Annotated in this window: 15 protein-coding genes and 1 pseudogene; 10 read left to right on the top strand and 6 right to left on the bottom strand. The window is 53.7% G+C overall.

Annotated elements, in window-relative coordinates; genetic code table 11:
• Positions 1-45: 45 nt before the first annotated feature.
• Positions 46-1,443, bottom strand: a complete 1,398-nt coding sequence (locus ACLB09_RS17650; protein WP_410771172.1) for a sensor histidine kinase — start codon at positions 1,441-1,443, stop codon at positions 46-48.
• Positions 1,440-2,114: a response regulator transcription factor gene (locus tag ACLB09_RS17645; RefSeq protein WP_410771171.1), complete on the bottom strand. Its 675-nt coding sequence runs from the start codon at positions 2,112-2,114 to the stop codon at positions 1,440-1,442. Before ACLB09_RS17645 ends, ACLB09_RS17650 begins: the two co-directional genes overlap by 4 nt.
• A 239-nt stretch (positions 2,115-2,353) precedes the next feature.
• On the opposite strand from ACLB09_RS17645, the gene ACLB09_RS17640 reads away from it, so the two are divergent.
• The 10 genes from ACLB09_RS17640 to ACLB09_RS17595 all read left to right on the top strand — a co-directional run bounded on the left by ACLB09_RS17640 (position 2,354) and on the right by ACLB09_RS17595 (position 20,304).
• Positions 2,354-4,177: a sensor histidine kinase gene (locus ACLB09_RS17640; RefSeq protein WP_410771170.1), complete on the top strand. Its 1,824-nt coding sequence runs from the start codon at positions 2,354-2,356 to the stop codon at positions 4,175-4,177.
• Positions 4,170-5,687, top strand: coding sequence for a response regulator transcription factor (locus ACLB09_RS17635; RefSeq protein ID WP_410771169.1), 1,518 nt, complete (start codon positions 4,170-4,172; stop codon positions 5,685-5,687). The genes ACLB09_RS17640 and ACLB09_RS17635 overlap by 8 nt, the downstream gene beginning before the upstream one ends.
• 136 nt (positions 5,688-5,823) lie before the next feature.
• Positions 5,824-7,323: an ABC transporter substrate-binding protein gene (locus tag ACLB09_RS17630; protein ID WP_410771168.1), complete on the top strand. Its 1,500-nt coding sequence runs from the start codon at positions 5,824-5,826 to the stop codon at positions 7,321-7,323.
• A gap of 104 nt (positions 7,324-7,427) precedes the next feature.
• Positions 7,428-8,366, top strand: coding sequence for an ABC transporter permease (locus ACLB09_RS17625; protein WP_410771167.1), 939 nt, complete (start codon positions 7,428-7,430; stop codon positions 8,364-8,366).
• Positions 8,367-8,388: 22 nt separating this feature from the next.
• Entirely contained in the window at positions 8,389-9,306 is a 918-nt protein-coding gene (locus ACLB09_RS17620) for a carbohydrate ABC transporter permease (protein WP_114497704.1), read from the top strand.
• A 27-nt stretch (positions 9,307-9,333) separates the two neighbouring features.
• Positions 9,334-11,631, top strand: coding sequence for a glycoside hydrolase family 3 N-terminal domain-containing protein (locus ACLB09_RS17615; RefSeq protein ID WP_410771166.1), 2,298 nt, complete (start codon positions 9,334-9,336; stop codon positions 11,629-11,631).
• A 4-nt stretch (positions 11,632-11,635) separates the two neighbouring features.
• On the top strand, positions 11,636-14,752 hold the full coding sequence (locus ACLB09_RS17610; RefSeq protein ID WP_410771165.1) for an alpha-mannosidase: 3,117 nt from the start codon (positions 11,636-11,638) through the stop codon (positions 14,750-14,752).
• A gap of 78 nt (positions 14,753-14,830) precedes the next feature.
• Complete coding sequence (locus ACLB09_RS17605; protein ID WP_410771164.1) at positions 14,831-16,150, top strand: glycoside hydrolase family 125 protein; 1,320 nt, start codon at positions 14,831-14,833, stop codon at positions 16,148-16,150.
• 67 nt (positions 16,151-16,217) lie between these two features.
• Positions 16,218-17,210, top strand: coding sequence for a glycoside hydrolase family 130 protein (locus tag ACLB09_RS17600; protein WP_410771163.1), 993 nt, complete (start codon positions 16,218-16,220; stop codon positions 17,208-17,210).
• Positions 17,211-17,559: 349 nt separating this feature from the next.
• The gene (locus tag ACLB09_RS17595; protein ID WP_410771162.1) at positions 17,560-20,304 is read left to right on the top strand and encodes an alpha-mannosidase; all 2,745 of its coding nucleotides are present in this window, start codon (positions 17,560-17,562) and stop codon (positions 20,302-20,304) included.
• Positions 20,305-20,409: 105 nt separating this feature from the next.
• Here the strand turns inward: ACLB09_RS17595 and ACLB09_RS17590 are convergent, their stop codons facing one another.
• The 4 genes and pseudogenes from ACLB09_RS17590 to ACLB09_RS17575 form a co-directional block, all read right to left on the bottom strand.
• The gene (locus ACLB09_RS17590) at positions 20,410-20,964 is read right to left on the bottom strand and encodes a TetR/AcrR family transcriptional regulator (protein WP_410771161.1); all 555 of its coding nucleotides are present in this window, start codon (positions 20,962-20,964) and stop codon (positions 20,410-20,412) included.
• Positions 20,961-21,362: a YvaD family protein gene (locus ACLB09_RS17585; RefSeq protein WP_410771160.1), complete on the bottom strand. Its 402-nt coding sequence runs from the start codon at positions 21,360-21,362 to the stop codon at positions 20,961-20,963. The genes ACLB09_RS17590 and ACLB09_RS17585 overlap by 4 nt, the downstream gene beginning before the upstream one ends.
• A 218-nt stretch (positions 21,363-21,580) precedes the next feature.
• Positions 21,581-21,823: pseudogene (locus tag ACLB09_RS17580) on the bottom strand (transposase); the annotation flags it as partial.
• 320 nt (positions 21,824-22,143) lie between these two features.
• Positions 22,144-25,293 (bottom strand): alpha-mannosidase, encoded by a 3,150-nt coding sequence (locus ACLB09_RS17575; RefSeq protein ID WP_410771159.1) that lies wholly within the window; start codon positions 25,291-25,293, stop codon positions 22,144-22,146.
• Between the last annotated feature and the right edge of the window lie 69 nt (positions 25,294-25,362).

Below are 25,362 nucleotides of genomic sequence, written 5' to 3'. Positions count from 1 at the left end.
CAAAAGTAATTCATACGATAAATGAAATGGAGGATATTCATCCTATTAATCATTGGATGATTTCAGCGGTAAAATGACCCGGAATTTCGTGCCTTTGCCGAGTTCGCTATCCACTTCGATTTCCCCTCCGTGCATTTCGACGATTTTATGGGCGATCGCCAGCCCTAATCCGCTGCTTCCCTCTTTACGGTTTCTTGATTTATCGGCCCGGTAGAACCGTTGGAAAATATTCGGCAGGTCGCTCTCCGAAATTCCGATGCCCGTATCGGCAATTTCGGCAACCAGACGGTTTTTCTCGACTGGATGCAGAGTGATCGAGATGGTGCCGCCCTCTTCCGTAAACTTGATGCTGTTCGTAATCAGGTTGATCCAAACCTGGTGCAGCAGCTTGCCGTCCGCATGGATGAAGAGCGAAGGCAGCTCCATTTTGATGGCCAGTTCTTTTTCGCGCCAGCTCCATTCGGTCATGAACAGCACTTGCCTGATTTGGGCGCCCACATCGAAGCTGATCTTCTCTAATATCGCTTCTTCCTTATCCAGCGACGCAAGCGTCAGCAGCTGTTTGCTGAGTTGCGACATTCTCCGGCTCTCATCCTCGATGATCGCGAGATAGTGGCGGCGCTGCTCCTGCGGCAAATCGGAGGTCAGAAGCGTGTGCGAAAATCCTTGGATCGACGCCAGCGGCGACTGGATTTCATGGGACACGTTGGAGACGAATTCCTGGCGCATCGCTTCGAGCTGCCCCAAACTTTTGGCCATGTCCGAGAAGTTAACGGCCAGCTTTCCGATTTCATCGTCGCGTTTGACGTCCAGTTTGATGTTGTATTTTCCCCGGGCCAGCATTTTGGTTGCCTCGCTCAATTTGACGATGGGCTTGACCAAATATCGGGTGCTGAAGGCAACCAGAAGGATGCTTAGCACAATGGAGACGAGGAGTATGATCGAAAAGAAAGTCCGCATTTCTCCGAATTGGATCATGGCGTTGGGGCGCAGGAACAAAGCGTAGGTTTCCCCATCCGACTGTTTCAACGGTACGCCGATCGTGTTGCCGAGATCATTGTCGAAGAATCCGGTGATTAACAATCCGGTGGGGAACCCGGCAATTCCGTGATACACCTGACCGTCGAGGACCATCCGGACGGCTTGCGGATCGAGAGCGGTTTCCCGGAAATTTTCCCCGTAAAAGGCACCTTGGCCCTGCTCGTCCACCACATAAAACTGATAGCCCAGCTTCCCTATATGGTTCAGGTAGGATTCAAGATGGATCTCCCCGTTCCGCTCGTAGAACTGTTTGATCTGTTCGGCCATATGCGTGACTTTTTCGTCATTAAACGGCTTCAAGCGATACTGGTAATATAGATTCGCGGCGAGGAAAGCCAGCGAACTGCTGAGAATCATCACGATGACGGTCGTGGCGACGAAACGATGGTATAGGTTTCTCACTTGGCGGCCTCCAGTTTATAGCCTACGCCCCGGACCGTGGTGATCGTAAAGTCGTCGCTGCAATCGGCAAACCGGTCCCGCAAGCGCTTGATATGGACGTCTACCGTCCGGTCGTCGCCGACAAAGTCGAAGCCCCAAATATGTCCGATCAATTCTTCGCGGGTAAAAATCCGGTTCGGGTAGCTGGCCAACTGGGACAGCAGCTCGAATTCCTTCATCGGCAGCAGCAGCTGTTGCCCTTTGCACACGACCTCATAGCTTTTGCGGTCAATGACGGTATCGCCAAGCCGGATCGTTTCCGCATTAACCATTTGGTAGCGTCTCAGCAGCGCTTTGATCCGAAACAGCAGTTCTTTTGGCTCGAACGGCTTGGTGACGTAATCATCGGTTCCTACGGCATAGCCCTGCTCCTTGTCGGACAACTGGTCTTTGGCTGTCAGCAAAATGACGGGCACATCGTAATCTTCCCGGATCTCCTCGCAGAGCTGAAACCCGTCCTTTCCCGGCATCATGACATCGATAACGGCGAGCTGCACGGGCCTTGAAGCCAAAATAGCCGAGGCCTCGATTCCGTCGGCAGATTCGATGACGCCATAACCTTCTCCTTGCAAATAATAAGTCAACAATTCCCGGATGTGGGGATCGTCGTCGGCAATTAAAATATGGATCACGGTTTAAGCAACTCCTTGAATGGATTTCTCCGGCTATCTTCGAATGATGACAATATATCTTAACTGCTCAAAATAAACAATTAGGCGGCAATTCAGCTGAAATCCAGCCGAAAATGAGCCGATGTTATACTTGCGGAAGCCGTTTTGCTAATAATGAGGTCATAATCGGGTCAGCCGCAATGCTTGCTTGGTCATGTTATAATTTTGTTAATCGGCCGCCCGGCGGAAAGGAGAGCGATATGATCATAGGGGGCATCTACCGAAAATACTTCAAAAACAACCTGTTCATGAAAATCATCCTGTTCTTCTCCATGATCATGATATTGACGATCATTACGTTCTCCTATCTGATGTATCGGGTGATGTCGGAAGCCGCGGTTCAGCGGCAAATGGACGTGCAGAAGAGCGCGATTGAGAGCGTTTCGAATTATATCTCCGGCAAGTACGAATCCGTTCAGCGGATGCTGAGGGATGTCTACCGCGACCGGGAACTGGCTTATAATACGTCCTATTTTATGGAGCATCCTTATCAGGACTACGTGAAGTACAGGCTGGACCGGTTTTTCAACGATACGGGTTCCACTACGGATACGGTACAGTATTTCAGAAACCAGGTCGAGGATGACCGGGATATCATGAGCCTTATGCTATACAGCGCGGATATACAGCAATTATACGCCTATAATAGTTTTAAGCAGTTTAAAATCATACCGACCAACGCCTCCCGTTCCTATGTTCCCGATGCGATGTATCTGGAGGAAGAAACCGGCGTTTCCCTGCCGAATATCTGGATCCGCAAGACAATCGGCTTGCCGGAAACGCCGGTATACTCGGTACGGGTTCCCGTCAATAATGATCAGTCATTGCGAAACATGGGGCAGTTGGTCGTCTATTTCGACACGAACCGGGTGCAGGATAGCCTGGAACGCTTTCGTGATAATCTGAAAGGCCAAATTCTTGTAATTTCAAGCAAAGGCGATGTTCTGTTCGATAGTTCGGGCACGTATTACGGCCGTGAATATCCCCATTTTGATCAGGTCAATTCCGCGTATGACAACGGAACGATAGGCAATGACCTGATCGTCACGAAACTGATGCAAAACCAGGGCGGTTTCACTGTCCTGAGTACGGTCCCGAAACATGAACTTGCCAAAACTTATCGCGGTCTCCGGAACACCATCCTGACGATCAGCTCGATTTGCATTTTGGTGGCGATCATCCTGCCGTCCCTGTTTATCATCAATTTTGCCAAACGGACTTACGGCATCGTCCGCTTTACGCGCAAGGTAAGAAACGGCGATTTGTCGGTGCGCATCGAAGACGACCGTGATGATGAGCTTGGGCTCATCTCCAAGAGCTTTAACAGCGTGCTCGATAATTTGAATCTCTATATCAACAGGGTCTATAAGGCGGAAATCAAGCAAAAGCAATCCGAATTGAAAGCGCTGGAATCCAGGGTCAATCCGCATTTTCTGTACAACACGCTGGAAGTGATCCGCATGCGCGCCGTTTCGCAGGGAGCGAACGATGTCGGCGAAATGATCTACAGCCTGTCGATGCTCTTTAAGAACTATGTTCAGCAAAAGCGGAATTACACGCTAAAGGATGAACTGGAAGCCTGCCGGATGTATCTTGAGTTGTTTCGGATCCGTTATAAGGACAGGCTGGCGTATGAAATTCATTATGACAAGGAACTTGAAACCAGGCCCGTCATGAAAATGTCCCTACAGCCCATCATCGAAAATTACATCATCCACGGGCTGCGGACGGACCGGGCCGATAACATCGTCTCGATTTCCGTAGTTCCTTCCGATGGAGGGATACTGCAAGCCAAGGTGGAGGATAACGGGTGGGGGATTCCCCCGGACAGGCTGGAGGAAATTAATCAAGGACTTCAGAGATACGATGAATATGCGGAATCTTTCGGCCTGCGGAGCATCCACGAGAGATTGAAACTGCTGTACGGGGATGCTTATGGAGTGGAAGTACACAGCGAAGAGGGTAGGGGGACGACGGTGGTCGTGACTTTTCCCGAGCTAGAGGAAGGTGACCGGAATGTATAAAGTATTTCTTGTGGACGATGAGCCGTTTATCATCGAAGGATTGTACGATATCGTGGATTGGGCCCAGCTCGGCATGGAGATCGTCGGCCAGGCCGAAAACGGGAAAGCCGCTCTACAGGCATTGCAAGAAAAGCCGGTCGACATTCTGATTACCGATATTTCGATGCCGGAAATGACCGGCCTGCACCTGATCCGCGAGGCGCGAAGGTTCAAGCCGGCGTTAAAGGTGATCGTGTTAAGCGGATATGACGAATTTGCCTATTTGAAAGAAGGAATGGCGCTAGGCATTGAAAATTATTTGCTGAAACCGATCAATCTGGAGGAGTTCCGCGGAACTTTGACCAGCGTCCGCGACAAGCTTGAATTGTCCCGGAGCAATGAGGCTTTGAACGAATACAGCATCCGCATTCTGCGTGATAATGTGATGCATCGTTGGTTGTTCAACCAAATCGGCACCCTGGAATTCAAAGAGAGAGCCGACTTGCTTGGCATCGACATCGACAAGCCGCTCGTTCTGATCTCGCTGCTGCGGTTCAGGTTGAATTCCGCCGGCTCTTTTAATCTGATCGAACGGGAATTGGGCGGAGATCCGGGCGTGGTTCCGTTTCGCAATAACGATAGCGATATTGTGCTGCTGCATCATTTTGAGGATGCGGAGCAGGGCAAACAAGAGGTTCAGGAGAGAATCGACCGACTTACCTCAATTTTGTCCCCTTATCAGCCCCAAATCTCCCTCGGCAGCGTAGAGAACAGGGATTCGGGAGCGTCACTCAGCTATGAAAACGCGAAGAAGGCCCAGGAATATTTTATGATTTTTCCGGAACAGGATATCATAAGCTACGACAGTCTGAACGCCCGCTCCGCGACCGCCGCCGAGGCGTCTTCCTTTGACTGGAACGAAAGCTCGAGACTGCTGCTCGCCCGGGACAAAGAGGGACTTTTCGCTTTGATTGACCGGCAGTTTACCTCATTGGGGGAGTCGGGTGCCGCGTCTCCGGCTTTGCTCCAGGAAGTGTCTCTGGAATGGATGATCCGTTTTAAGCTGGAACTGCAGGAAATTCGCCATACCGAAGACATCGGTTTGTTTTCGGGCGGATTTGAGCAGATCCAATCGGCAACCACGTTGGAGGAGCTTGTTGCCATTGTGAAGAAGACGGCTGCTGCGGTCATGGAGGCCCTGAGCCGGGATGTCAAAAGCCCGGTCGTGCAGCAGGTGTTGAACACCATCCAGGATTCTTATAATCAGGATCTCTCGCTTAAGACACTGGGGAATACGTACAAGATCCATCCGGTTTATTTGGGTCAGCTGTTTCATAAAGAAGTAGGCGAATCGTTCACCGAATACATCAACCGTTACCGGATCGACAAGGCCAAGGAAATGCTGAAGACGACAAACCAGAAAGTTCATGAAATCGCCCGCAATGTCGGCTACTGGGAAACTGGATATTTTTACAAGCAATTCAAAAAATATGTCGGGGTATCGCCCACGGAATTCAAAGGGTTAGGTTAGCATTAATTCTGCTGGCCGACTCTTTTCTTTATTTTGAACCATGATTTATTTATTTTCTCTTCTATTTGAAAATGCTTTCATGCCTTACAGTAAAGATAGATTTAATGCTTCTACATCAAAGGGAGGTTATACCTAAATGAGCAAAAAAAGAAAAAGCTTCTCCTTGCTACTGACTTCGTTGGTTGCGCTTACGTTAATTGTTAGCGCTTGCGGCGGTAACAAAGCGGCCGACAATTCGGCGGCAACAGGCAATTCGGGCAATTCAACAAAGGCCGAAAAGCCGGTTGAACTGATCTGGTACACCATCGGCGCTCCACAAAAAGACTTGAACCGCGTGGTGGAGGAAGTCAACAAGTACACCTTGGAAAAAATCAATGCTACCATCGACATGAAAATGATCGACTTCGGGGATTACACGCAAAAAATGCAAGTCATGGCCGCTTCCGGCGAGCCGATGGACATCATGTTCACATGCTCCTGGGCATTCGACTATGTTCAAAATGCGCGGAAAGGCGCTTTTATGGAGTTGGATGACCTGTTAGACAAATACGGGCAAGGCATCAAGGAAACGTTGGACCCGGCTTTCCTGGAAGGCTCCAAGGTTGACGGACATAACTATGCGATTCCTGCCAATAAGGAACTCCCGGCCCAAGAAGTGTGGCGTTTCAACAAAGAATTGCTCGACAAGTACAATCTGGACATGAGCCAGGCCACAACGATGGAAAGCTTGGAGCCGATGCTCAAAACGATCAAGGAAAACGAACCGGGCATCACTCCTTACGCCATGGTGAAGGATTTCATGCCGGTTATGCCATTTGACTACGTCATCGAGAAAATGCCGATGGCCGTATATATGGACACGAAGGACTACAAGGTTGTCAACATCCTCGAAACTCCGGAAGCGAAATCGACGCTGGATACCGTCCGCAAGTACTACCAAGCGGGTTACGTTTCTCCGGAAGTAGCGACGACGACATCCGTTGACGATCTGTATAAATCCGGCAAATGGTTCATGGACCGTGCGGCAACGCAGCCGCTGGCCGATAACCTCTGGTCCGCTAGCTACGGGTATCCTGTAGTTTCGACGCCAGCCAGCCAACCGTACATTTACAACTGGTCCGTAATGGGCTCCATGCAAGCCATTTCCGCCAACTCCGAGCATCCGGAGAAAGCGATGGAATTCCTGAACCTGCTGAACACGGATCCTTATCTGCGCAACCTGATCGACTCGGGTATCGAAGGCGTTCATTATGAAAAAGTGAATGACACTTCGGTGAAAAACCTGGCCGATGCCAAAAACTACGACATGCCTACATTCTCGCTAGGCAACGTCATGATCACTTTCTTGAATGATGGGGACCCGGAAAATAAATGGGACGAATTCAAGAAATTCAACGCATCGGGCATCAACGCTCCGTTGCTTGGCTTCAACTTCGATACTTCCGCGGTAACGAATGAAATCGCGGCCGTGCAAAACGTGAAGGAAGAGTTCTGGTCTTCCCTGATGACCGGTACGGTAGATCCGAACGAATACCTGGCAAAAGCGAACGAGAAATTCAAAGCAGCCGGACTCGACAAGATCATTGCCGAAGCGCAAAAACAAATCGATGAGTGGAGAGCCGCTAACAACAAGTAATTAAAGCTTCATGAGGCTTAGGAAGATCGGGCGGGTGAAGATCCTAACGCCCGATCTTTTTTACACTCGTCAGGTTTTCATTTTAGCGATCAGGAGGGATTTGCATGAAAATGGTAGGCGGATTTTTTCGCGATATCATCAAAAATAAAGTGTTGCTGCTAATGGTTCTGCCGGGTGCGTTATGGTTCCTCTTCTTCTCCTACATGCCGATGTTCGGCACGATTATAGCCTTTAAGCAATACCGCTTCAGCCGGGACGGCTTCTGGGCGAGCATCGTCAACAGCAAATGGGTGGGCTTGGACAATTTTAAATTTTTGTTCAGTACGAACGATGCCTACATCATCACGAGAAACACCTTACTCTATAATGTCGCGTTCATTTTCCTCGGCCTGATTTTATCCGTGCTGATGGCCGTGGTGCTGAGCGAGATCGCCAACAAAAGGCTGGCCAAAGTATATCAAACCGGCATGTTCCTTCCCTACTTTCTGTCCTGGGTTATCGTCGGTTATTTCGCATTCAGCTTCCTCAGCTCCGAGCGCGGGCTGCTCAACCAGGTTTTCCAGAGCCTCGGCTGGGAGTCGATGCAATGGTATAACGACCCCAAGGTTTGGCCTTATATTCTTATCCTTGTGTATTTGTGGAAAGCCGTCGGTTACAACAGCGTAGTTTATTTGGCGGCGATTATGGGGATCGATAAGTCGCTTTATGAAGCGGCCATGATCGATGGCGCGAGCAAGTTTCAGCAAATCCGCAACATCACGATTCCACTGCTGACTCCGATCATCACGATCATGACCCTATTGGCGGTCGGTAAAATCTTTTATGCGGACTTCGGTTTGTTCTATCAGGTTCCGCGAGATTCCGGCACCCTGTATTCGGTTACGAACGTTATCGATACGTATGTCTATCGCGGACTCAAAACGACCGGCGAGATCGGCATGAGTACGGCGGCAGGTCTGTATCAATCCGTCGTAGGCTTTGTTCTGGTCATGACCTCGAATTATATCGTACGCAAATTTGACAAGGACAGCGCCTTGTTCTAATCCACCGGAAGGAGTGAGTAACATGTCTGCGAGAACCTATAAAGCACGCGATTTTCATCGGCTTTCAACGCCCTGGAACGTAATCTTCAATCTCTTTGCCGGTATTTTCGCCTTTTTGTGCGTATTTCCGTTTATATTCGTCGTCATCATTTCTTTCACGGACGAAAACGTGCTGGCAAGAGACGGCTACAAATTGATCCCTGCAGGGTGGAGCCTGGAAGCCTACCGCTACGTGTTCCAAACCGGGGATACTTTGCTTCGATCCTACGGGGTAACGATCTTCGTGACCATAGTGGGAACGATCGTCAGTTTGCTGTTTATTTCTTTTTATGCCTACGCCATTTCGCGTAAAAGCTTTAAATACCGCAATTTCTTCGCGTTTTTCGCCTTCTTTACGATGCTGTTCAACGGCGGGTTGGTACCGACCTACATTATCGTGACCCAAATGCTTTCGCTTAAAGATTCGGTTTGGGCCCTGATTTTGCCGCTGGCGGTCAACGCCTTCTATATCATGATTCTGCGTACGTTTTACAGTACAAGCGTTCCCGACGCGATTATCGAATCAGGGAAAATCGACGGAGCGGGAGAATTCCGGATTTTTCTCAAACTCGTATTGCCGTTATCCCTTCCCGGTTTGGCAACCATCGGGTTGTTCAGCACCTTGGGGTATTGGAACGACTGGTTTAACGCCTTATTGTACATCGACAATCCGAATCTGGTTCCGCTTCAATCCATGCTGATGCGTATCGAAACCAGCATGCAGTTCATTTTGCAAAATTCGCAAAACAGCTCCTTGAGTCTTGAGGCGTTGCGTTCATTGCCGCAGGATACGTCGCGGATGGCCATGGTTGTACTGGCGACGGGGCCGATCATTTTTGCATATCCGTTTTTCCAGCGTTATTTCATTCAAGGTCTTACGGTAGGGGCAGTTAAAGAATAGGATCATTTGGAGGAGAGAGTGGAAACCATGATCTATAAAGACAAAACTAAGCCGATACAGGAGCGGGCGGAGCATTTGCTCAGCCTGATGACTTTGGAAGAAAAGGTCGGCCAGCTGATCCAGCCGTTCGGCTGGCAGACTTATGAGCATATAGACGGAAAAATAGAGCTGACGGAAAGCTTTAAAAAACAAGTGGCGGACGGAGGCGTCGGGTCCTTATATGGCGTGCTTCGCGCCGACCCTTGGACGGGAGTGACCCTGGAGAGCGGATTGTCTCCCCGCCAGGGCGCCGAGGCGGTCAACGAGATCCAGCGGTGTGCGATCGAGCATTCCCGGCTCGGCATCCCGATCCTGATCGGGGAAGAATGCTCTCATGGGCATATGGCCATCGGTGCCACCGTATTCCCCGTGCCGTTGTCGCTCGGCAGTACCTGGAACGTGGATTTGTACCGGGAAATGTGCCGGGCGGTGGCCCTGGAAACCCGCAGTCAGGGCGGGGCGGTGACGTATTCGCCCGTGCTTGACGTCGTCCGCGATCCCCGCTGGGGACGGACGGAGGAATGCTTCGGGGAGGATGCGTATCTGATCGGCGAAATGGCGGTGGCTTCGGTAGAAGGGCTGCAGGGAAGCAGCCTGGACGGAGAAGACAGCGTTGCCGCCACCCTGAAACATTTCGTAGGCTATGGCAGCTCCGAAGGCGGCCGCAATGCCGGTCCGGTCCATATGGGACGGCGCGAGCTGCTTGAGGTGGACCTGCTGCCTTTCCGCAAAGCCGTGGAAGCGGGAGCGGCCTCCATCATGCCGGCCTACAACGAAATCGACGGCGTGCCTTGCACGACCAATACCGAATTGTTGGACGGCGTCCTTCGCGGCGAGTGGGGCTTTGACGGCATGGTCATTACGGACTGCGGCGCTATCGACATGCTGGCATCCGGCCATGACGTGGCCGGGGACGGACGGGATGCCGCCGTTCAGGCGATCGAGGCGGGCATCGATATGGAGATGTCCGGCGAGATGTTCGGCAAGCATCTGCTTGATGCGGTCCGGTCCGGCCAGTTGGCTGAGGCAGTGGTCGACCAGGCCGTCAGCCGCGTTCTGACGCTGAAGTTCAAGCTGGGGCTGTTCGAACAGCCTTATGCCGATCCGGAGAAAGCCGAGCGGGTGATCGGCAGCGCCGAACATGTGGAATTGGCCCGGAAAATCGCGGGGGAAGGCATCGTGCTGTTGAAAAACGAAGGCGGCGTGCTGCCGTTGTCGAAGTCGGCGGGAACCATCGCCGTTATCGGCCCGAACGCTGACGTTGGTTATAACCAGCTTGGCGATTATACTTCGCCGCAGCCGCGGTCGAAAGTCACGACCGTGCTTGGCGGCGTACGCGACAAGTTAGCCGCTGCGCCGGAGCGGGTGCTGTATGCCCCGGGATGCCGAATCAAAGGCGATTCCAAAGAAGGCTTTGAACTTGCTTTATCCTGTGCGGAGCAGGCCGATACGGTAGTGATGGTCGTCGGCGGTTCCAGCGCCCGGGACTTTGGCGAAGGAAGCATCGATTTGAAGACGGGGGCTTCCAAAGTGACCGGAAATTCGGAAAGCGACATGGATTGCGGCGAAGGCATCGACCGCTTGTCCCTTAAGCTGTCGGGAGTCCAATTGGAACTGATTCAGGAAGTTCATAAATTGGGCAAGCCGCTAATCGTGGTTTATATCAATGGACGGCCGATCACTGAACCTTGGATCGACGAGCACGCGGACGCCATTGTGGAGGCCTGGTATCCGGGGCAGGAGGGCGGACATGCGATCGCCGACGTGTTATTCGGTGACATTAATCCGTCGGGCCGCTTGACGATTTCGATTCCGAAGGATGTCGGTCAGCTTCCGGTTTACTATAACGGCAAGCGTTCGCGCGGCAAGAGATATCTGGAAGCCGATTCACAGCCGCGATATCCGTTCGGATATGGCCTTAGTTATACGCAATTTAAATATGAGAATCTAAGCGTCGGACCGGAGTCGATCCTTGCGGACGGATCGGCAAAGGTGGCGGTGGAAGTGACAAATACCGGCGAGCGGGCCGGCGCTGAAGTAGTCCAGTTGTACGTAACCGACGTAGCCAGCATCGTAACGAGACCGGCCAAGGAATTGAAAGGCTTCCGCAAGGTAGAGCTCGCGCCGGGTGAATCCCGGCGGGTGGAGTTTACCATCGGAGCGGAAGAGCTGCAATACATCGGCCGGGATTACAAGCCGGTCGTGGAACCCGGGGAATTCGTAATTCACGTCGGAAGCCATGTGAATGAGACGCTGAGCGCCAAGCTGATCGTACGGGAGGGTTAATGCTATGGAACGGATCAAACGGTTTATCCGGGAGCTGGCCGATGTGCAGTGGCTGGAGCAATCGGAACTGAGAGAGTGGGAAATCACGACCTCCGAATATCGGCTTCCCGGGCAGTATACCGAGGAAAAGAATTATCCGGAGGGACAGCATTTTGAGCGGTTCCCCAGCACGCAAGGAACGACGTATTTCTTCCGGATGATGCTTGAGGTGCCGGAATCGTGGCAAGGCGGCCATGCCGGGCTCGTATTTGCCTCCGGTGGCGAAGGTTTGCTGCGCATCAACGGGAAATCGTACCAGGGCCTGGACCGGAATCATACTTTCGTAACCTTGCCTGCCGGGCCGGGAGATCATCCGCTGGAGCTGGAGATCGAACTGTTCGATCCGATTCCCGAACCGGTGGATCCCCTGAACCGTCAAGCGGTTATTCAGCCGCCGATTACATCGATCGACAGCAGGCTGGTCCTGGTCAATCGCCCGGTGCAAAGCTTAATGTACACGGCAACCGTAATCCGCGATTCGGCCGTGCTGCTGCCGGAACAGGATTTCCGGCGCACCCGCTTGATCGAGGCGCTGCATGCCGCGATGGACGAATTCGTTCCCTTGGACTTTACGGCGATTGCTGAAGGCCAGGCTATCACGGAACTGGAGCAGCGGCTCCGGGAACGGGTGAAGAGCATAGGAGGATCTGCCGAAGGCTTGATCCATATGGTCGGCCAGTCCCATATCGATATCGCTTGGCTGTGGCCGGCCAGGGAAACGGTGCGCAAGGCGAGCCGGACGTTTTCGACCGTTGACGCCCTGATGCGCGAGTATCCGGAGTACCGCTATACGCAGAGCCAGCCGCAGTTGTTCGCCTATTTAAAGGAGAACGACCCCGAGCTGTACGAACGGGTAAAGCAGCGGATCAAAGAAGGCCGCTGGGAACTCGTCGGCGGCATGTGGGTTGAACCGGATTTGAATTTGCCTAGCGGGGAATCGCTGATGCGGCAAATGCTGTACGGGCAGCATTTTTATCAAGAGGAGTTCGGCATGACGTCGGAGATCGAATGGCTGCCCGATACGTTCGGCTACTGCGCTTCACTGCCTCAGATTTTACGTCATGGCGGCGTGCGTTACTTCATGACGACCAAGCTGGGCTGGAACGACACGAACGTGTTCCCGTACGATCTGTTTCACTGGGTCGGGATTGACGGAACGCCGATGCTGTCCTATTTGAATCATGGAGTCAACGAAAATACGCTCCCTAAAGATATTCACGATCATTGGCAATCTTATCGGGAGAAAGCTGCGCACCCGGAACAGATGCTGCTGTACGGCCACGGCGACGGTGGCGGAGGCGTAACCCGCGAGATGCTGGAATATAATGATCGGGCCGAGCTTATGGTCGGACAGCCTGCCAGCGAGTACAGTACCGCGGCCGAGTTCTTTGCCGGAATCGATGCGGCGCATCCGGAGCTTCCGGCCTGGCACGGCGATCTGTACCTGGAGCTGCACCGCGGCACCTACACGACGCATGGCCGCAACAAGCGGAACAACCGAAAAGCGGAAATTTTATACCGCGAGGCGGAGGTTTGGAATACGCTGGTGGTTCCGGGTATGCAGGAAGAGCGTACTGACGCAATCCGGAAAGACTTGAATGAAGGCTGGAAGCTGATTTTACTGAATCAGTTCCATGACATTATTCCGGGATCGGCGATCACAGAAACTTATGAGACATCGGAAAAGGAATATAGAGAAATTTTCGGCAAAGGCAATGCCGGGTTGTTGCAGGGTCTGGAGTCTCTGGCCGGAGAGGTGGCGACGGAGGGCGAGGGTAAGCCTTATATCGTCTTTAACAGTCTGGGCTGGTCCCGCGATACGGCGGTTTCCATCCGCGACCACGGGCTTAGCGGCACTCTTAGTGCATATGACGAAAACGGCGGACAACTGATCCTGGATGGCGCTTCTGGAGTACAAGGCGAAGATAACGCGGTCCGGGTTCACGTACCCGGAATTCCGGCCTTCGGCTACAAGACGATTTGGCTGCGAAGCGAAGCTAAACAGGAACAGATGCCGGGATCGTCTGCCCGCGAGAAAACATTCCCAAGCGAATGGGAAACGGAGTATTACCGATTAAAATTCAATGAGCGCGGTGAAATCGTCAGCCTTTGGGATAAAGACGCCGGCAGGGAAGTCGTCAAAGCGGGCGAAGCCGCGAACCGGTTCCATTTCTTCCATGACCGGCCTACGCTGTGGGATGCCTGGGATATCGACAGCCGCTACGAGCGGCAGCCGGCCGGCCAAGCGGAACTGCTGGAAAGTCGGGTGGTTGCGGCCGGAGCCGTGCGGGACGTGCTGCGGTTCCGGTGGAGCATCGGACAATCGGAGATTACTCAGGATTTGATCCTGTATCATCACGACCGGCGGATCGATTTTGAGACCAAGGTAAGCTGGAACGAAGCTCACAAGCTGCTCAAGGTCGGCTTCCCGATCGATGTCGTCACGGATAAAGCGACCTACGAAATTCCGTTCGGCGCTTTGGAAAGGGTTACGCACCGGAATACGAGCTGGGAGCAGGCGCAATACGAAGTCTGCGGACATCGCTTCGTCGATGTATCCGAGCGCGGCTATGGCGTCAGCCTGCTGAATGACTGCAAGTACGGCTACGACGTGCAGGGCAGCACGATTCGCCTGTCCTTGCTGCGCGCGCCGAAATGGCCGGACGTGACCGCCGATTTGGGCGATCATGAATTTACGTATTCGCTGTATCCGCATGCCGGGGATTGGCAATCGGCGCATACGGTGCGCGCTGCGGCGGAACTGAATCTGGATCCGGCGGTCATTGCCGCCGAAGCCCGTGCAGGTTCGTTGCCGCCGGTGCACTCGCTGATCGGCTTCACGGGCGAGCATGTCGTGCTCGATACGGTCAAACCGGCCGAAGACGGCAGCGGCGTGATTCTTCGCTTCTATGAATCGTCCGGCGGCCGCGAACGCGTGGAGTTGAACTGGATCCAGCCGTATAGCGGGGTATTCCTGTCCGACGCGCTGGAGCGGGAGGTTGAGCCGCTGGGCGCCACGGCGGGGCCGATCAAGCTGGACTTTGCCCCGTATGAGATCAAAACACTGAAAATAAACAACTAACCCAAAATACATGTTCAAAAAGTCGAGTGATCGAAAGTCGACTTTTTGAACTCCCTTAAAAGGAGCGGTCGATAGCCCATGGAACAATTTAGACTACCGAAAATACCGATGCCGAAGCTGGAGCTTCCGCAGGCCGTTCAAGACGTGCTTGCCGACGCCGAAGTCAAGCTCGCCCATCGCCCCAAGCTGCTGCAATTGTTCAAAAACTGTTTTCCGAACACGCTGGAAACGACGACCAAGCTGATGGAGGACGGCACGACTTTTGTCATTACCGGCGATATTCCGGCCTCCTGGCTGCGCGACTCGGTGGAGCAGGTGATCCACTACGTACCGCTGGCCAAGAACGACTCCGATCTGCAGCGGATCATTAGCGGCCTGATCAAACGCCATATCATGTACATTCATGTCGATCCTTACGCCAACGCGTTTAACGAATCGGCCAATGACTGGCACTGGAACACAACGGACGTGACGGAAATGTCCCCATGGGTATGGGAGCGCAAGTTCGAAATCGACTCGCTGTGCTTCGTCGTCCGGTTGGCCTATGCGTACTGGAAGGAAACCGAGCGGACCGACATTTTCGATGCCGGCTTCAAAGCGGCGATGCGGCGGATCTACGACGTGTTCAAAACCGAGCAGCATCATTTTGAACAATCGCCGTACCGTTTCTCCCGGAACAACGGAATTCCTGAAGATTCGCTGCGCAACGGCGGTCTCGGCATGCCGGTTAATTACACGGGAATGATCTGGTCGGGCTTCCGCTCCAGCGACGACGCTTGCGACTTCCACTACAACATTCCGGGCAATATGTTCGCTGTGGTGGCGCTGCGCCAAATGCAGGAATTTGCGGAGTGGGTGTTCCGCGATATGGATTTCCTGGCTGAATTGAAGGAACTGGAGTTCGAGGTCGATCACGGAATCAAGCTGTACGGTATCTACCGCCATCCTGAATTCGGGCCGATCTATGCCTACGAAACCGACGGCTTCGGCAACTACTGCCTGATGGACGACGCGGGTACGCCGGGTCTGATGTCCATCCCGTATCTCGGCTATGTGACCGCGGACGATGAAATTTACCAAAATACGCGGCGTTTCGCGCTCAGCAAGGAAAATCCGTTCTACTTCGAGGGGAAAGCCGCCAAGGGTATCGGCAGCCCGCATACGCCGAAGGATTACATCTGGCATATGGCCTTGTCGATGCAGGGCATCACGGCGCAGACCAAGGAAGAGAAGCTGGAGATGATCGCGATGCTGGAGGCGACCGACGCGGATACCGGCTACATGCATGAGGGCTTCCATGCCGACGATCCGCACACTTTTACACGCAAGTGGTTCGCCTGGTCGAACAGCCTGTTCTCGCAGCTCGTGTACCGGGCCATGCAGGAAGGCATTTTGTAAGTCGGCCGGCTTATCTTGAACTAACCTGAATCTATAAATAAATGTTCTTATAAAAGGAGACATGATCATGAGCAAAATTATTGGCGAATCCCTGACAAACATGCCTTGGCAGGAGAAGCCCGAAGGCTTGAATGCACCGGTTTGGCGTTATTCCTCTAACCCGATCATCGAGCGCCACGCGATCCCGAATTCCAACAGCGTGTTCAACTCCGCCGTCGTGCCTTTTGAGGGCGGGTTTGCCGGCGTGTTCCGCTGCGACTCGCGTTCGGTCAGCATGGATATTTTTGCCGGATTCAGCGACGACGGCGTGAACTGGAACATCAATCACGATCCGATCCAATTCGAAGGCGACGAAGAAGTAATCCAGCGGGAATACCGCTACGATCCGCGGGTGTGCAAGATCGGGGACCGTTACTACATCACCTGGTGCAACGGCTATCACGGCCCGACCATCGGCATCGCATACACGACCGATTTCAAAACGTTCCATCAGCTGGAAAACGCCTTTTTGCCTTATAACCGTAACGGAGTACTGTTCCCGCGCAAAATCGGGGATTACTATGCTATGGTCAGCCGTCCTAGCGACACGGGCCACACGCCGTTCGGAGACATCTTCTACAGCGTAAGCCCGGACCTCACGTTCTGGGGGAAACACCGCTACGTGATGGGTACGATCAGCGGCGACGAGTCCGCATGGCAATCCAAAAAAATCGGCCCCGGGCCGGTTCCGATCGAAACCGACAAAGGCTGGCTCCTGATCTATCACGGCGTCATCAATACCTGCAACGGGTTCGTTTACCGCATGGGATGCGCGCTCCTGGACATCAATGAGCCTTGGAAAGTGCTCGCCCGTTCCCGCAATTACATCCTCGGCCCGGAAACGCTGTACGAATGCGTAGGAGACGTGCCGAACGTAACCTTCCCGTGCGCCGCCCTGACCGATGCCGACACCGGCCGCATTGCCATCTATTACGGCTGCGCCGATACGGTGACGGGACTCGCTTTCACGACCGTGGACGAGTTGCTGGATTACATGGAAAAGTATCCTTTGGAAGCATAAGCGGAAGTATAAGCGCAATACGGAAACAGGCAATGAACAGGAACCGGAAGAGCCATCGATTACGGAAGTCAATAGTGAATCAATGACGGGCTTTTCCGAAACAGGAGAACCGCTATCCTGCTTCGCTTGAAGCGAGGGTGGCGGTTCTTTATTCCTCCCGGCCGGTTCCGGCTAATGGGATTGGGGCATGATCAACCCGATCGCGACGATCCCATCTTTAATTTTTCTACCGATATCTTTAGTTTAGCTTCTATATGAAACCGGGCCGGTACGATAAATTAATGAGGAATGACCTGACTCAGAAAAACAATTATGATCCAAATAGCTAAAGAAGGCGGGGAATCAAGGCATGAATAAAAAAAGAACGGCCCATATCATTTCCCACACACACTGGGATAGAGAATGGTACTTGCCATATGAAAAGCATCATGTCCGGCTCGTAGCGCTGGTGGACGCGCTGCTGGACAAACTGGACCAGGGCGGCGAGTTCAAAAGCTTCTATCTGGACGGTCAGACGATCATTTTGGAGGACTATCTCCAGGTCCGCCCCGAAAATAAAGAACGGCTGGAAGCCCATATCCGGGAAGGCCGCATTTTGATCGGCCCGTGGTATATTTTGCAGGATGCGTTCTTGACTAGCGGAGAAGCGAATGTGCGCAACATGCAAATCGGCCATCAGGACGCCAAACGGTATGGGGAGCCGGCCAAGATCGGCTATTTCCCCGATACGTTCGGCCTTGTCGGGCAGACGCCGCAGCTGATGAAGCAGTCCGGGATCGATAACGCTTTTTTCGGGCGCGGCGTGAAGCCGACCGGGTTCAATAATACCGTTTCCGACGGCGGGTATGAGTCCTCTTTCTCCGAACTGATCTGGGAGGGGCCGGACGGCTCGAAGGTGCTCGGCATTCTGTTCGCGAACTGGTATTCCAACGGGAACGAGGTTCCGACGGATGAAGCGGAGGCGAAGGCGTTCTGGGACCGCAAGCTGGCCGACGCCGAGAAATACGCGTCCACCGGGGAACTGCTGTTCATGAACGGCTGCGACCATCAGCCGATCCAGCTCGATCTGCCGGAAGCGATCGAAACGGCCTCCCGGTTATACCCGGATACGGAGTTTGTCCACTCCAGCCTGCCGCAGTATTTGCAGTCGCTGGAAGGGGCAATGGACCGGGAGTTGTCTTCCGTGAAAGGCGAACTGCGCAGCCAGCGCACGGACGGCTGGGGGACGCTCGTCAATACGGCGTCGGCCCGGGTGTACCTGAAGCAAATGAACCAGGAAGGTCAAGCTTTGCTCGAAAAAGTGGCTGAACCGCTGGCCTCGTTTGCGCATTTTCTGGGCAAGGAATACCCGCATCACCTGTTTACTTATGCCTGGAAAACGCTGATGCAGAACCATCCGCACGACAGCATCTGCGGCTGCAGCGTGGATGAAGTGCACCGCGAAATGGTAACGCGCTTCGCCAAAAGCCGCCATGTCGCCGAGGCCGTCATCGACGACAGCAAGCAAGTAATCGCCGAGGCGGTCGATACATCGGGGTTCGCCGCCTACGGGGAAGATCCGCTGCCTTTGGTCGCGATGAATACGACGGGCTGGGCTCGTACCGGCGTTATTTCGGTGGAGCTGGATGCCGCCCGCTTGTATTTGCGGGAAGGCTTTACGCTGGAGGAAACCGCCCGCCGGATGAAGGAGGCCGATTTGTCCGGCCGCGTTCTGGTCGACGAAGCCGGGAAGACGGTGGAATGCACCGTGGAAGATCTGGGGCTCCTGTTCGGCTACGATTTGCCGGATGACAAGTTCCGTCAGCCTTACATGTGCCGCCGGGTCCGGATCACGTTCCAGGCGGAAGACGTTCCGGCGCTCGGACTCCGCGCTTATGCGTGGGTACGCCGGGAGAAGGAGGCATCCAGCTCCATTCCTCAAACCGCGGGTTCATTGCTGACCGGCCACCTCGTCATGGAAAATACGTCGCTCAAGGTGGAAATCGCGGAGGACGGCTCCTTTGCGCTGATCGATAAAACATCGGGCCGCACTTACCGGGATCTCGGCGTTTACGAGGATACCGGGGATATCGGCAACGAATATATGTACCGTCAACCGGAAGGCGAACAAGCGCTTACCACGAAGGGGCTGGCCGCGCAAATCCGCGTGCTGGAGGATACGCCGTACCGCGCATCCATAGAGATCCGCCACCACTGGGAAATCCCCGCTTCCGCGGACGATACGCTGGATGCGGAACAGCGGGCGCTCGTCTATTATCCCGAGCGCAAGGCGCAGCGCAGCAAGCGCCTCGTTCCATTGGAAATCATCACCGTTCTCTCCTTGGAAAAAGGCGGCAAAGGGCTGCATATCGAAAGCAGCCTCGATAACCGGGCGAAGGATCACCGGATTCGCGTTCTGTTTCCGACCGATCTCGCAGCAGCCAAGCATCAGGTCGATTCCATGTTCGAAATCGCCGTCAGGGACAACGAGCCGGCTCCGGAATGGGCAAACCCGAGCAATACCCAGCATCAACAAGCCTTTGTGGAAATTAGCGACGGCCATGCCGGCCTGGCGGTAGCCAACCTGGGCCTGAACGAATACGAAGTGCTGCGGGACGGTCGCAATACGATCGCCGTGACGCTGCTCCGTTCCGTCGGCGAGTTGGGCGACTGGGGCCTGTTCCCGACGCCCGAGGCGCAATGCCTCGGCGAGCATACTTTCCGCCTGGAACTGATCCCCTACGGCCATGAAGGCGGCGGGGCGTTCGGCGCCTATACCGAAGCCTACCAGTTCCAGATTCCGTGGACGGTGTGCCAGACGGGTATGCACACCGGGCAAATCGCTCCGCTCGGAACGCCGCTGCGGTGGGAGGGAGCCGAGCTGGCTTTCTCTTCGCTCAAAATGAACGAGGAGACGGGGGATCTGCTGCTCCGCTGGTACAATATGAGCAATAGGGACGCTGAACTGACCTTCAGTCCGGAAATGAAGTCGGAGTATTTATATAAGACGACTATATTGGAGGAGCCCGCACAGCCTTTGTCCGGAAACACGGCCGGAGGGCTTTCCTTACCGGTCGGGCCCTGCGAGATCGTGACGATCGGAATTCGCAGATAAGCTCCGGTTCCATATAAGTTATTCTAAGCAGAAGAGACTGCCGAACGGCCGCTAAGGGTCATTTTCGGCAGTCTCTTTTCATGCTCACGGGTTAACCGGATCGTTTCATTTTTCCTTTTCGGCATAAATTCCGTGCAGCAAAATGTCGACCATGCGGCCGACGTCTTCGGCGGAAGGCACTCCGTTTCCCCGCGTCTCCATCATTCCGTATAATGAACCGACATACATCTGTATGAACAGATCGAAATCAAATTCGCGGATCACGCCTTGCCGGATCCCTTCTTTTACCAGTTTTCCGACTCCGCTCCAACCCTCGCGAATGTATTTCTCCGCGTGGCTCCATGCCTGAGGGTAGCTGCGCCGCAGATCATCCAGCAGGCGCAGATCTTTAATCATGATTGCGCTCGGGAGCACTACCAGCGCTTCCCGTATTTTTTCCCGCAAAGAGAAGGACGGATTCTTAAGTATCATCGCTTCCGTATATTTCATTTCGTCGATCGCATCCAAGGTTAAGGCGGTGACCAGTTCCTCTTTTGATGCAAAGTATTGGTACAGCGTCTTTGAGCTGATTCCGAGCTGCGCCGTGATATCGCGAATCGAGAACTTCAGCCCCCGGTAGGCGAATTCGTTTTTTGCCGCTTCCATAATTTTTGTTCTCACGCCCGGATTCCTCCTTCCCGTTGGAGCAATCCCGGTATGAAGAATAGCGGATACAGCATCAGAAACAGGTTGGGAATCCACCATAACAGATCGAAATCAAGCCGAATGCTCCAGAAAGCGATGGCCTGAAGCCCGGAGCAGAAAGTCAAAACCATGGATATGAGGGCTAGCGGCTTCCATAAGGGATTCTTCTTTGCCGATAAAGCAATCGCCATCAGGCCTGTTCCCGAAATGAACAGGTCAAGCGGCAAAAACGACATGTTCCATGACACAAGCAGCGGGTTGCTATAGTCTTGGTAAGCATAGGTTTTGGGAATCCACTCTAAAAAGGTTATCGCCCAGTAAATGATGAATCCGACATCGGTCATAACCATTAAACTTTTTAAGCTCAGACGCATTTCTGAAAAACTCCTCCTTCTCGGAAAACGTGGAAAACAAAAATGTTTATTTATTTTCCAGTTTATTTTCCATTCCCTTTTATGTCAAGCTAAGCCATACGGAAAACAAAAATCCCCCGATGTGGGGGGATTCAGATTGTCGATAAACCCACGTCATGAGACGTTGGGCTTATCTTTTTCTCATGCGCATTGTATTTTCAAACCTGAAAAGCGGGGGATCATCCCCGCTTTCCCAGCCGATCCAGGTGGATAGCCATTTTCTTCATGTTGTTCTGCACGGCGGCTGTCATCAGGGCTTGCCTCTTACGTTAGCCAATCCGCGCCAAACGGCAATAGCAAAACCCACGGAGATCTTTAGCATCCGCGAAGCTTCGCTCAATCGTTTCTTTTCGTGTGCGGTATAACTGTTCGCCGTCCCGGATCAGCCGGGTGTTTCGCACCCTCCTCAATAATTGACTCCTCTGCCGGAATAATGCCCTTTTTGGGCGCTATTTTGTGCTTTTGGGTCACGTAGCATGAAATAGCGGACTTTTGGGATCTAATTTTCGCAGGAAATGACCCTTTGAAGCTGCTTTGGCAGGTTTCCATAAAAATAAAGATCCAAAAGGACACTATTTCTCTATGCCTGTCCCATTCGAGGAAATAAGGATCTAAAAGGTCGTTATTGCGACATGAAGAAGATGGGGCACCCGAGAAACCCCGCCCTTGAAAAAGGACGGGGTTTCTCGACAATTCGATTCCCCCAATGAGGTGGGATCTCCTGTACATCGTCTAACTGTCCTCAAGCCTTCAATTCGATCTCGAACGTCTTGATTTCATAAGGATTCAACACGAAGGAAATGCCCGGCGAATTACTCCATGATTCGTCGGATTGTTCCATTAAGTTGCACTCTCTCCAGGCAACGATTCTATGGTCGCTGTCCAGCTCCAGCGCCTTGCGGCTGCCCGAATAGTCATGGATCCGGACGATCACGGTATCCCGGTCCTCGGCTTTCTTGACGGCCGAGATCATGGCCGTACGGCCGGACAATTTGAACAGCGAGCTAGCCGGGCCTTGGGCGGCGCCAAGGGAATGACGCAGCGGGTTGTTCAATATCCAGGCTTCACGCACGGTATCGCCCTGCAGCCAGTCCCCTTGATGCGGGAACAGGGAATAGGTGAACCGGTGGTATCCTTGATCGGCTTCGATATCCGGATGCGTCGCGCATTTGATTAGCGAGAGACGAAGCACATTGTCCTTGATGTCGTAGCCGTATTTGCAATCGTTCATCAGGCTGACGCCGTAGCCTTTATCGGACAGATCGGCCCACTGGTGGCCCACGGTTTCAAACCGGGCGGCATCCCAACTTGTATTCCAATGGGTCGGACGCTTGACGTTGCCGAACTGCACGTCGAACGTGGCTTCCGTAGCCCGCACATGGACGGGGAAGGCCACTTTGAGCAATTGTTGGCGTTCGTGCCAGTCGGCTTCCGTGACGAAGTCGATCCGGCGGCTTCCGGCATACAGGATCATGTCCTGTTCGATTTTCGACTGCCCGTAGGACCAGCTAAAATGAACTACCGTGCGAATAGGGCCGGACTCCACCAGTTTGCAGGATTGGAGATCTCCGAGTTCCCTCGACTTTTGCTGGTAAAAAATATCGATGTCCCAGGCTTCGTGAGCAAGCGGTTTATCCTCGAACAGCTGGAACAGATTGCCCCGCTTGCCTGCGGCCAGCACTTCCCTTTGTTCTTCCCGGTCGTATAGCCGGGTTAACTGGCCTTGCTCATTCCATTCAAGCTCATAGAATGGGGTTGTAAGTCCGCGTTCCCGGTGGATGAACGGCGAATTCTGATCCGCCGCTTGCGGGGCCGCGGATTCGAAGGCGATCACGGCATAGCCTAGAGCGGGAACGTTCGGCACCTCCACGATCCAGACTCCATCGCCGCGCTGTACCGCGAGACGGTTGCCGGAGACGTCGCTCCAGACGCCGGTTTCCAATCCGGGGCGTACCGGAATTTCCGCCAGCCGTGTTTCCGTCCACGGGGAAGAATTCCAAACCGTGAAGACTTGAGCGTCGCCTGTTTCCGGCATCCCAACGGCCTGAACCGCAGCTTCTACCGTCTGCATGGCAAGCTGCTCGGCTTGTTCGTATTCGATCGTGCTGTCCTCATACACTTCCCGGATGGAAGAGCCGGGGATAATGTCATGGAACTGGTTGCGCAGAATGATCTTCCAGCCGTCATTGAGCTTCGCGGCGGGATACAGGGACCAGTCGCCCTTCGCTACGCTCTGCAGTACGTTCAGCCACTCCGCTTCGCGATACAGCAGCTCCAGCTTGCGGTTCATCCGCTTGTTATGCGCCTGGCTCGTGTAGGTACCCCGGTGATATTCCAGATACAGCTCGCCGTCCCAGGTATGGACATAGCTGTCGGTTTGGTTTACCGTCTCGCCAAGCTTTCGGAAGTAGTCTCCGGCCGTGCCGGTGCTTAAGTTTGGAAGCCCCGGCAACTTGTCGAGCCGGCGGCGCATTTCCAGCATGTCGCGGTTGACCCCGCCGCCCCCGTCTCCATAGCCGTAAGAGAACAGGAGTTCCTGGTTCAGCTCTTTATCCCGGTAGGCATCCCAGCTTCCCTTCACCGTTTTCGGGATGATTTGCCCGTTATACGTATAGAACCAGGACCCCGGCTGCGACCAAGGCTCGGTGGTGGTGATGAAATGGGTCAAAATTTCGGTCCCGTCGATCCCGCGCCATTTGAACGTATCATGCGGCATCCGGTTGTACTGGTTCCAGCTGATTTTCGTGGTCATGAACGTATGGATGCCGGACTTTTTCAAAATCTGCGGGAGAGACCAGCTGTAGCCGAATACGTCGGGAAGCCACAAGTAGTCGCAGTCCGCTCCGAACTCCTGCTTGAAGAAGCGGGTTCCGACAAGCAATTGGCGCACCAGCGATTCACCGGAGGTCAGATTGCAGTCGGCTTCCAGCCACATGCCGCCCCCGGCTTCCCAGCGGCCTTCCGCAACCCGCTCCCGGATCGCCTCATACAGTTCGGGATAATCCTTTTTGACGTAATCGTAAAGCTGTGGCTGGGTTTGTAAAAAGGTGTACTCGGGATACATTTCCATCAATCTCATGACGGTGGAAAACGAGCGGGCGCATTTCTCCCGGGTATGCTTCAGCCTCCACAGCCAGGCCACATCGATATGGGTATGACCGATGCAGGTAATATTGACGAGGGACGTTTTGTCCATCCCTTCGATTTGTTCGTTGAGAAAGTCTCTGGCCGCATGGACCGAGGCGTAAAAGTCGTCCGAACCCGGCACCCGCCAGTCGATCAGAGCGAGGGACCGGTCGGCGTATTGCAGCAGCTTCGCGCGCTCGGGCAAATTTTCGTCCAGGACGCGTACCGTTTCCGAGACCGCCAGGGCGGTGTAGTAGTAATCGTCGACGGCCTCATCCAGCCAGCACAGCTCGGCCAGCTTGATGCCGTGGGTCTGGTTTCGCGGCCGCCCGCCGCCTTCCAAACCGGACCACAACCGGAACAGAAGCTGCTGCGTTGTCCCGGCCAGACTGTCCGGCAGGAACACTTCTTTATGATTGGAATCGACGCCCTGATAAGGCTGGCCGTGCAAATAAAATAGCGATTCAAAGCCGGAATTGTTGCCCGCTCCGGTTTCGCCGAAATCAAAGCGGCCCAGAATTTTCTCTCCGGCCCACGACTTCGGAATGTCCGCTTCGGCAGACAGCCACAGATATAAATCGCGGCCGCTCCAGGTATCGCCCGTACGCATTTTGCTCCAATTCGCCGAGACTTCGGGCAGGGAGGGGTTAATTTCTTGTCGAGTGTCTTCCAGACTGTGAAAGAAAGGGATAGGTCTGCTATCGCGGTAACGGTAGGCGGATAATTCGTTTATGCGTGCTTGCAGTTTGTGCTGCGTGAGAAACATCAGGAAAGAACCCCCTTTGGAATCTTAGGGGCAAACGCGAAGAAAAAAAGGAAGGCGAAGTCCAAACAC

The sequence above is a fragment of the Fontibacillus forbon genome, from assembly GCF_046559655.1.
Classification (GTDB): domain Bacteria; phylum Bacillota; class Bacilli; order Paenibacillales; family Paenibacillaceae; genus Fontibacillus.
This window is presented reverse-complemented; position numbering and strand designations above follow the sequence as displayed.

Coding starts and splice junctions, on each gene's coding strand:
- ACLB09_RS17575 (WP_410771159.1), bottom strand. CDS start 25,293: ATGTTTCTCACGCAGCACAAACTGCAAGCACGCATAAACGAATTATCC.
- ACLB09_RS17635 (WP_410771169.1), top strand. CDS start 4,170: ATGTATAAAGTATTTCTTGTGGACGATGAGCCGTTTATCATCGAAGGA.
- ACLB09_RS17600 (WP_410771163.1), top strand. CDS start 16,218: ATGAGCAAAATTATTGGCGAATCCCTGACAAACATGCCTTGGCAGGAG.
- ACLB09_RS17585 (WP_410771160.1), bottom strand. CDS start 21,362: ATGCGTCTGAGCTTAAAAAGTTTAATGGTTATGACCGATGTCGGATTC.
- ACLB09_RS17630 (WP_410771168.1), top strand. CDS start 5,824: ATGAGCAAAAAAAGAAAAAGCTTCTCCTTGCTACTGACTTCGTTGGTT.
- ACLB09_RS17610 (WP_410771165.1), top strand. CDS start 11,636: ATGGAACGGATCAAACGGTTTATCCGGGAGCTGGCCGATGTGCAGTGG.
- ACLB09_RS17595 (WP_410771162.1), top strand. CDS start 17,560: ATGAATAAAAAAAGAACGGCCCATATCATTTCCCACACACACTGGGAT.
- ACLB09_RS17640 (WP_410771170.1), top strand. CDS start 2,354: ATGATCATAGGGGGCATCTACCGAAAATACTTCAAAAACAACCTGTTC.
- ACLB09_RS17615 (WP_410771166.1), top strand. CDS start 9,334: ATGATCTATAAAGACAAAACTAAGCCGATACAGGAGCGGGCGGAGCAT.
- ACLB09_RS17625 (WP_410771167.1), top strand. CDS start 7,428: ATGAAAATGGTAGGCGGATTTTTTCGCGATATCATCAAAAATAAAGTG.
- ACLB09_RS17620 (WP_114497704.1), top strand. CDS start 8,389: ATGTCTGCGAGAACCTATAAAGCACGCGATTTTCATCGGCTTTCAACG.
- ACLB09_RS17605 (WP_410771164.1), top strand. CDS start 14,831: ATGGAACAATTTAGACTACCGAAAATACCGATGCCGAAGCTGGAGCTT.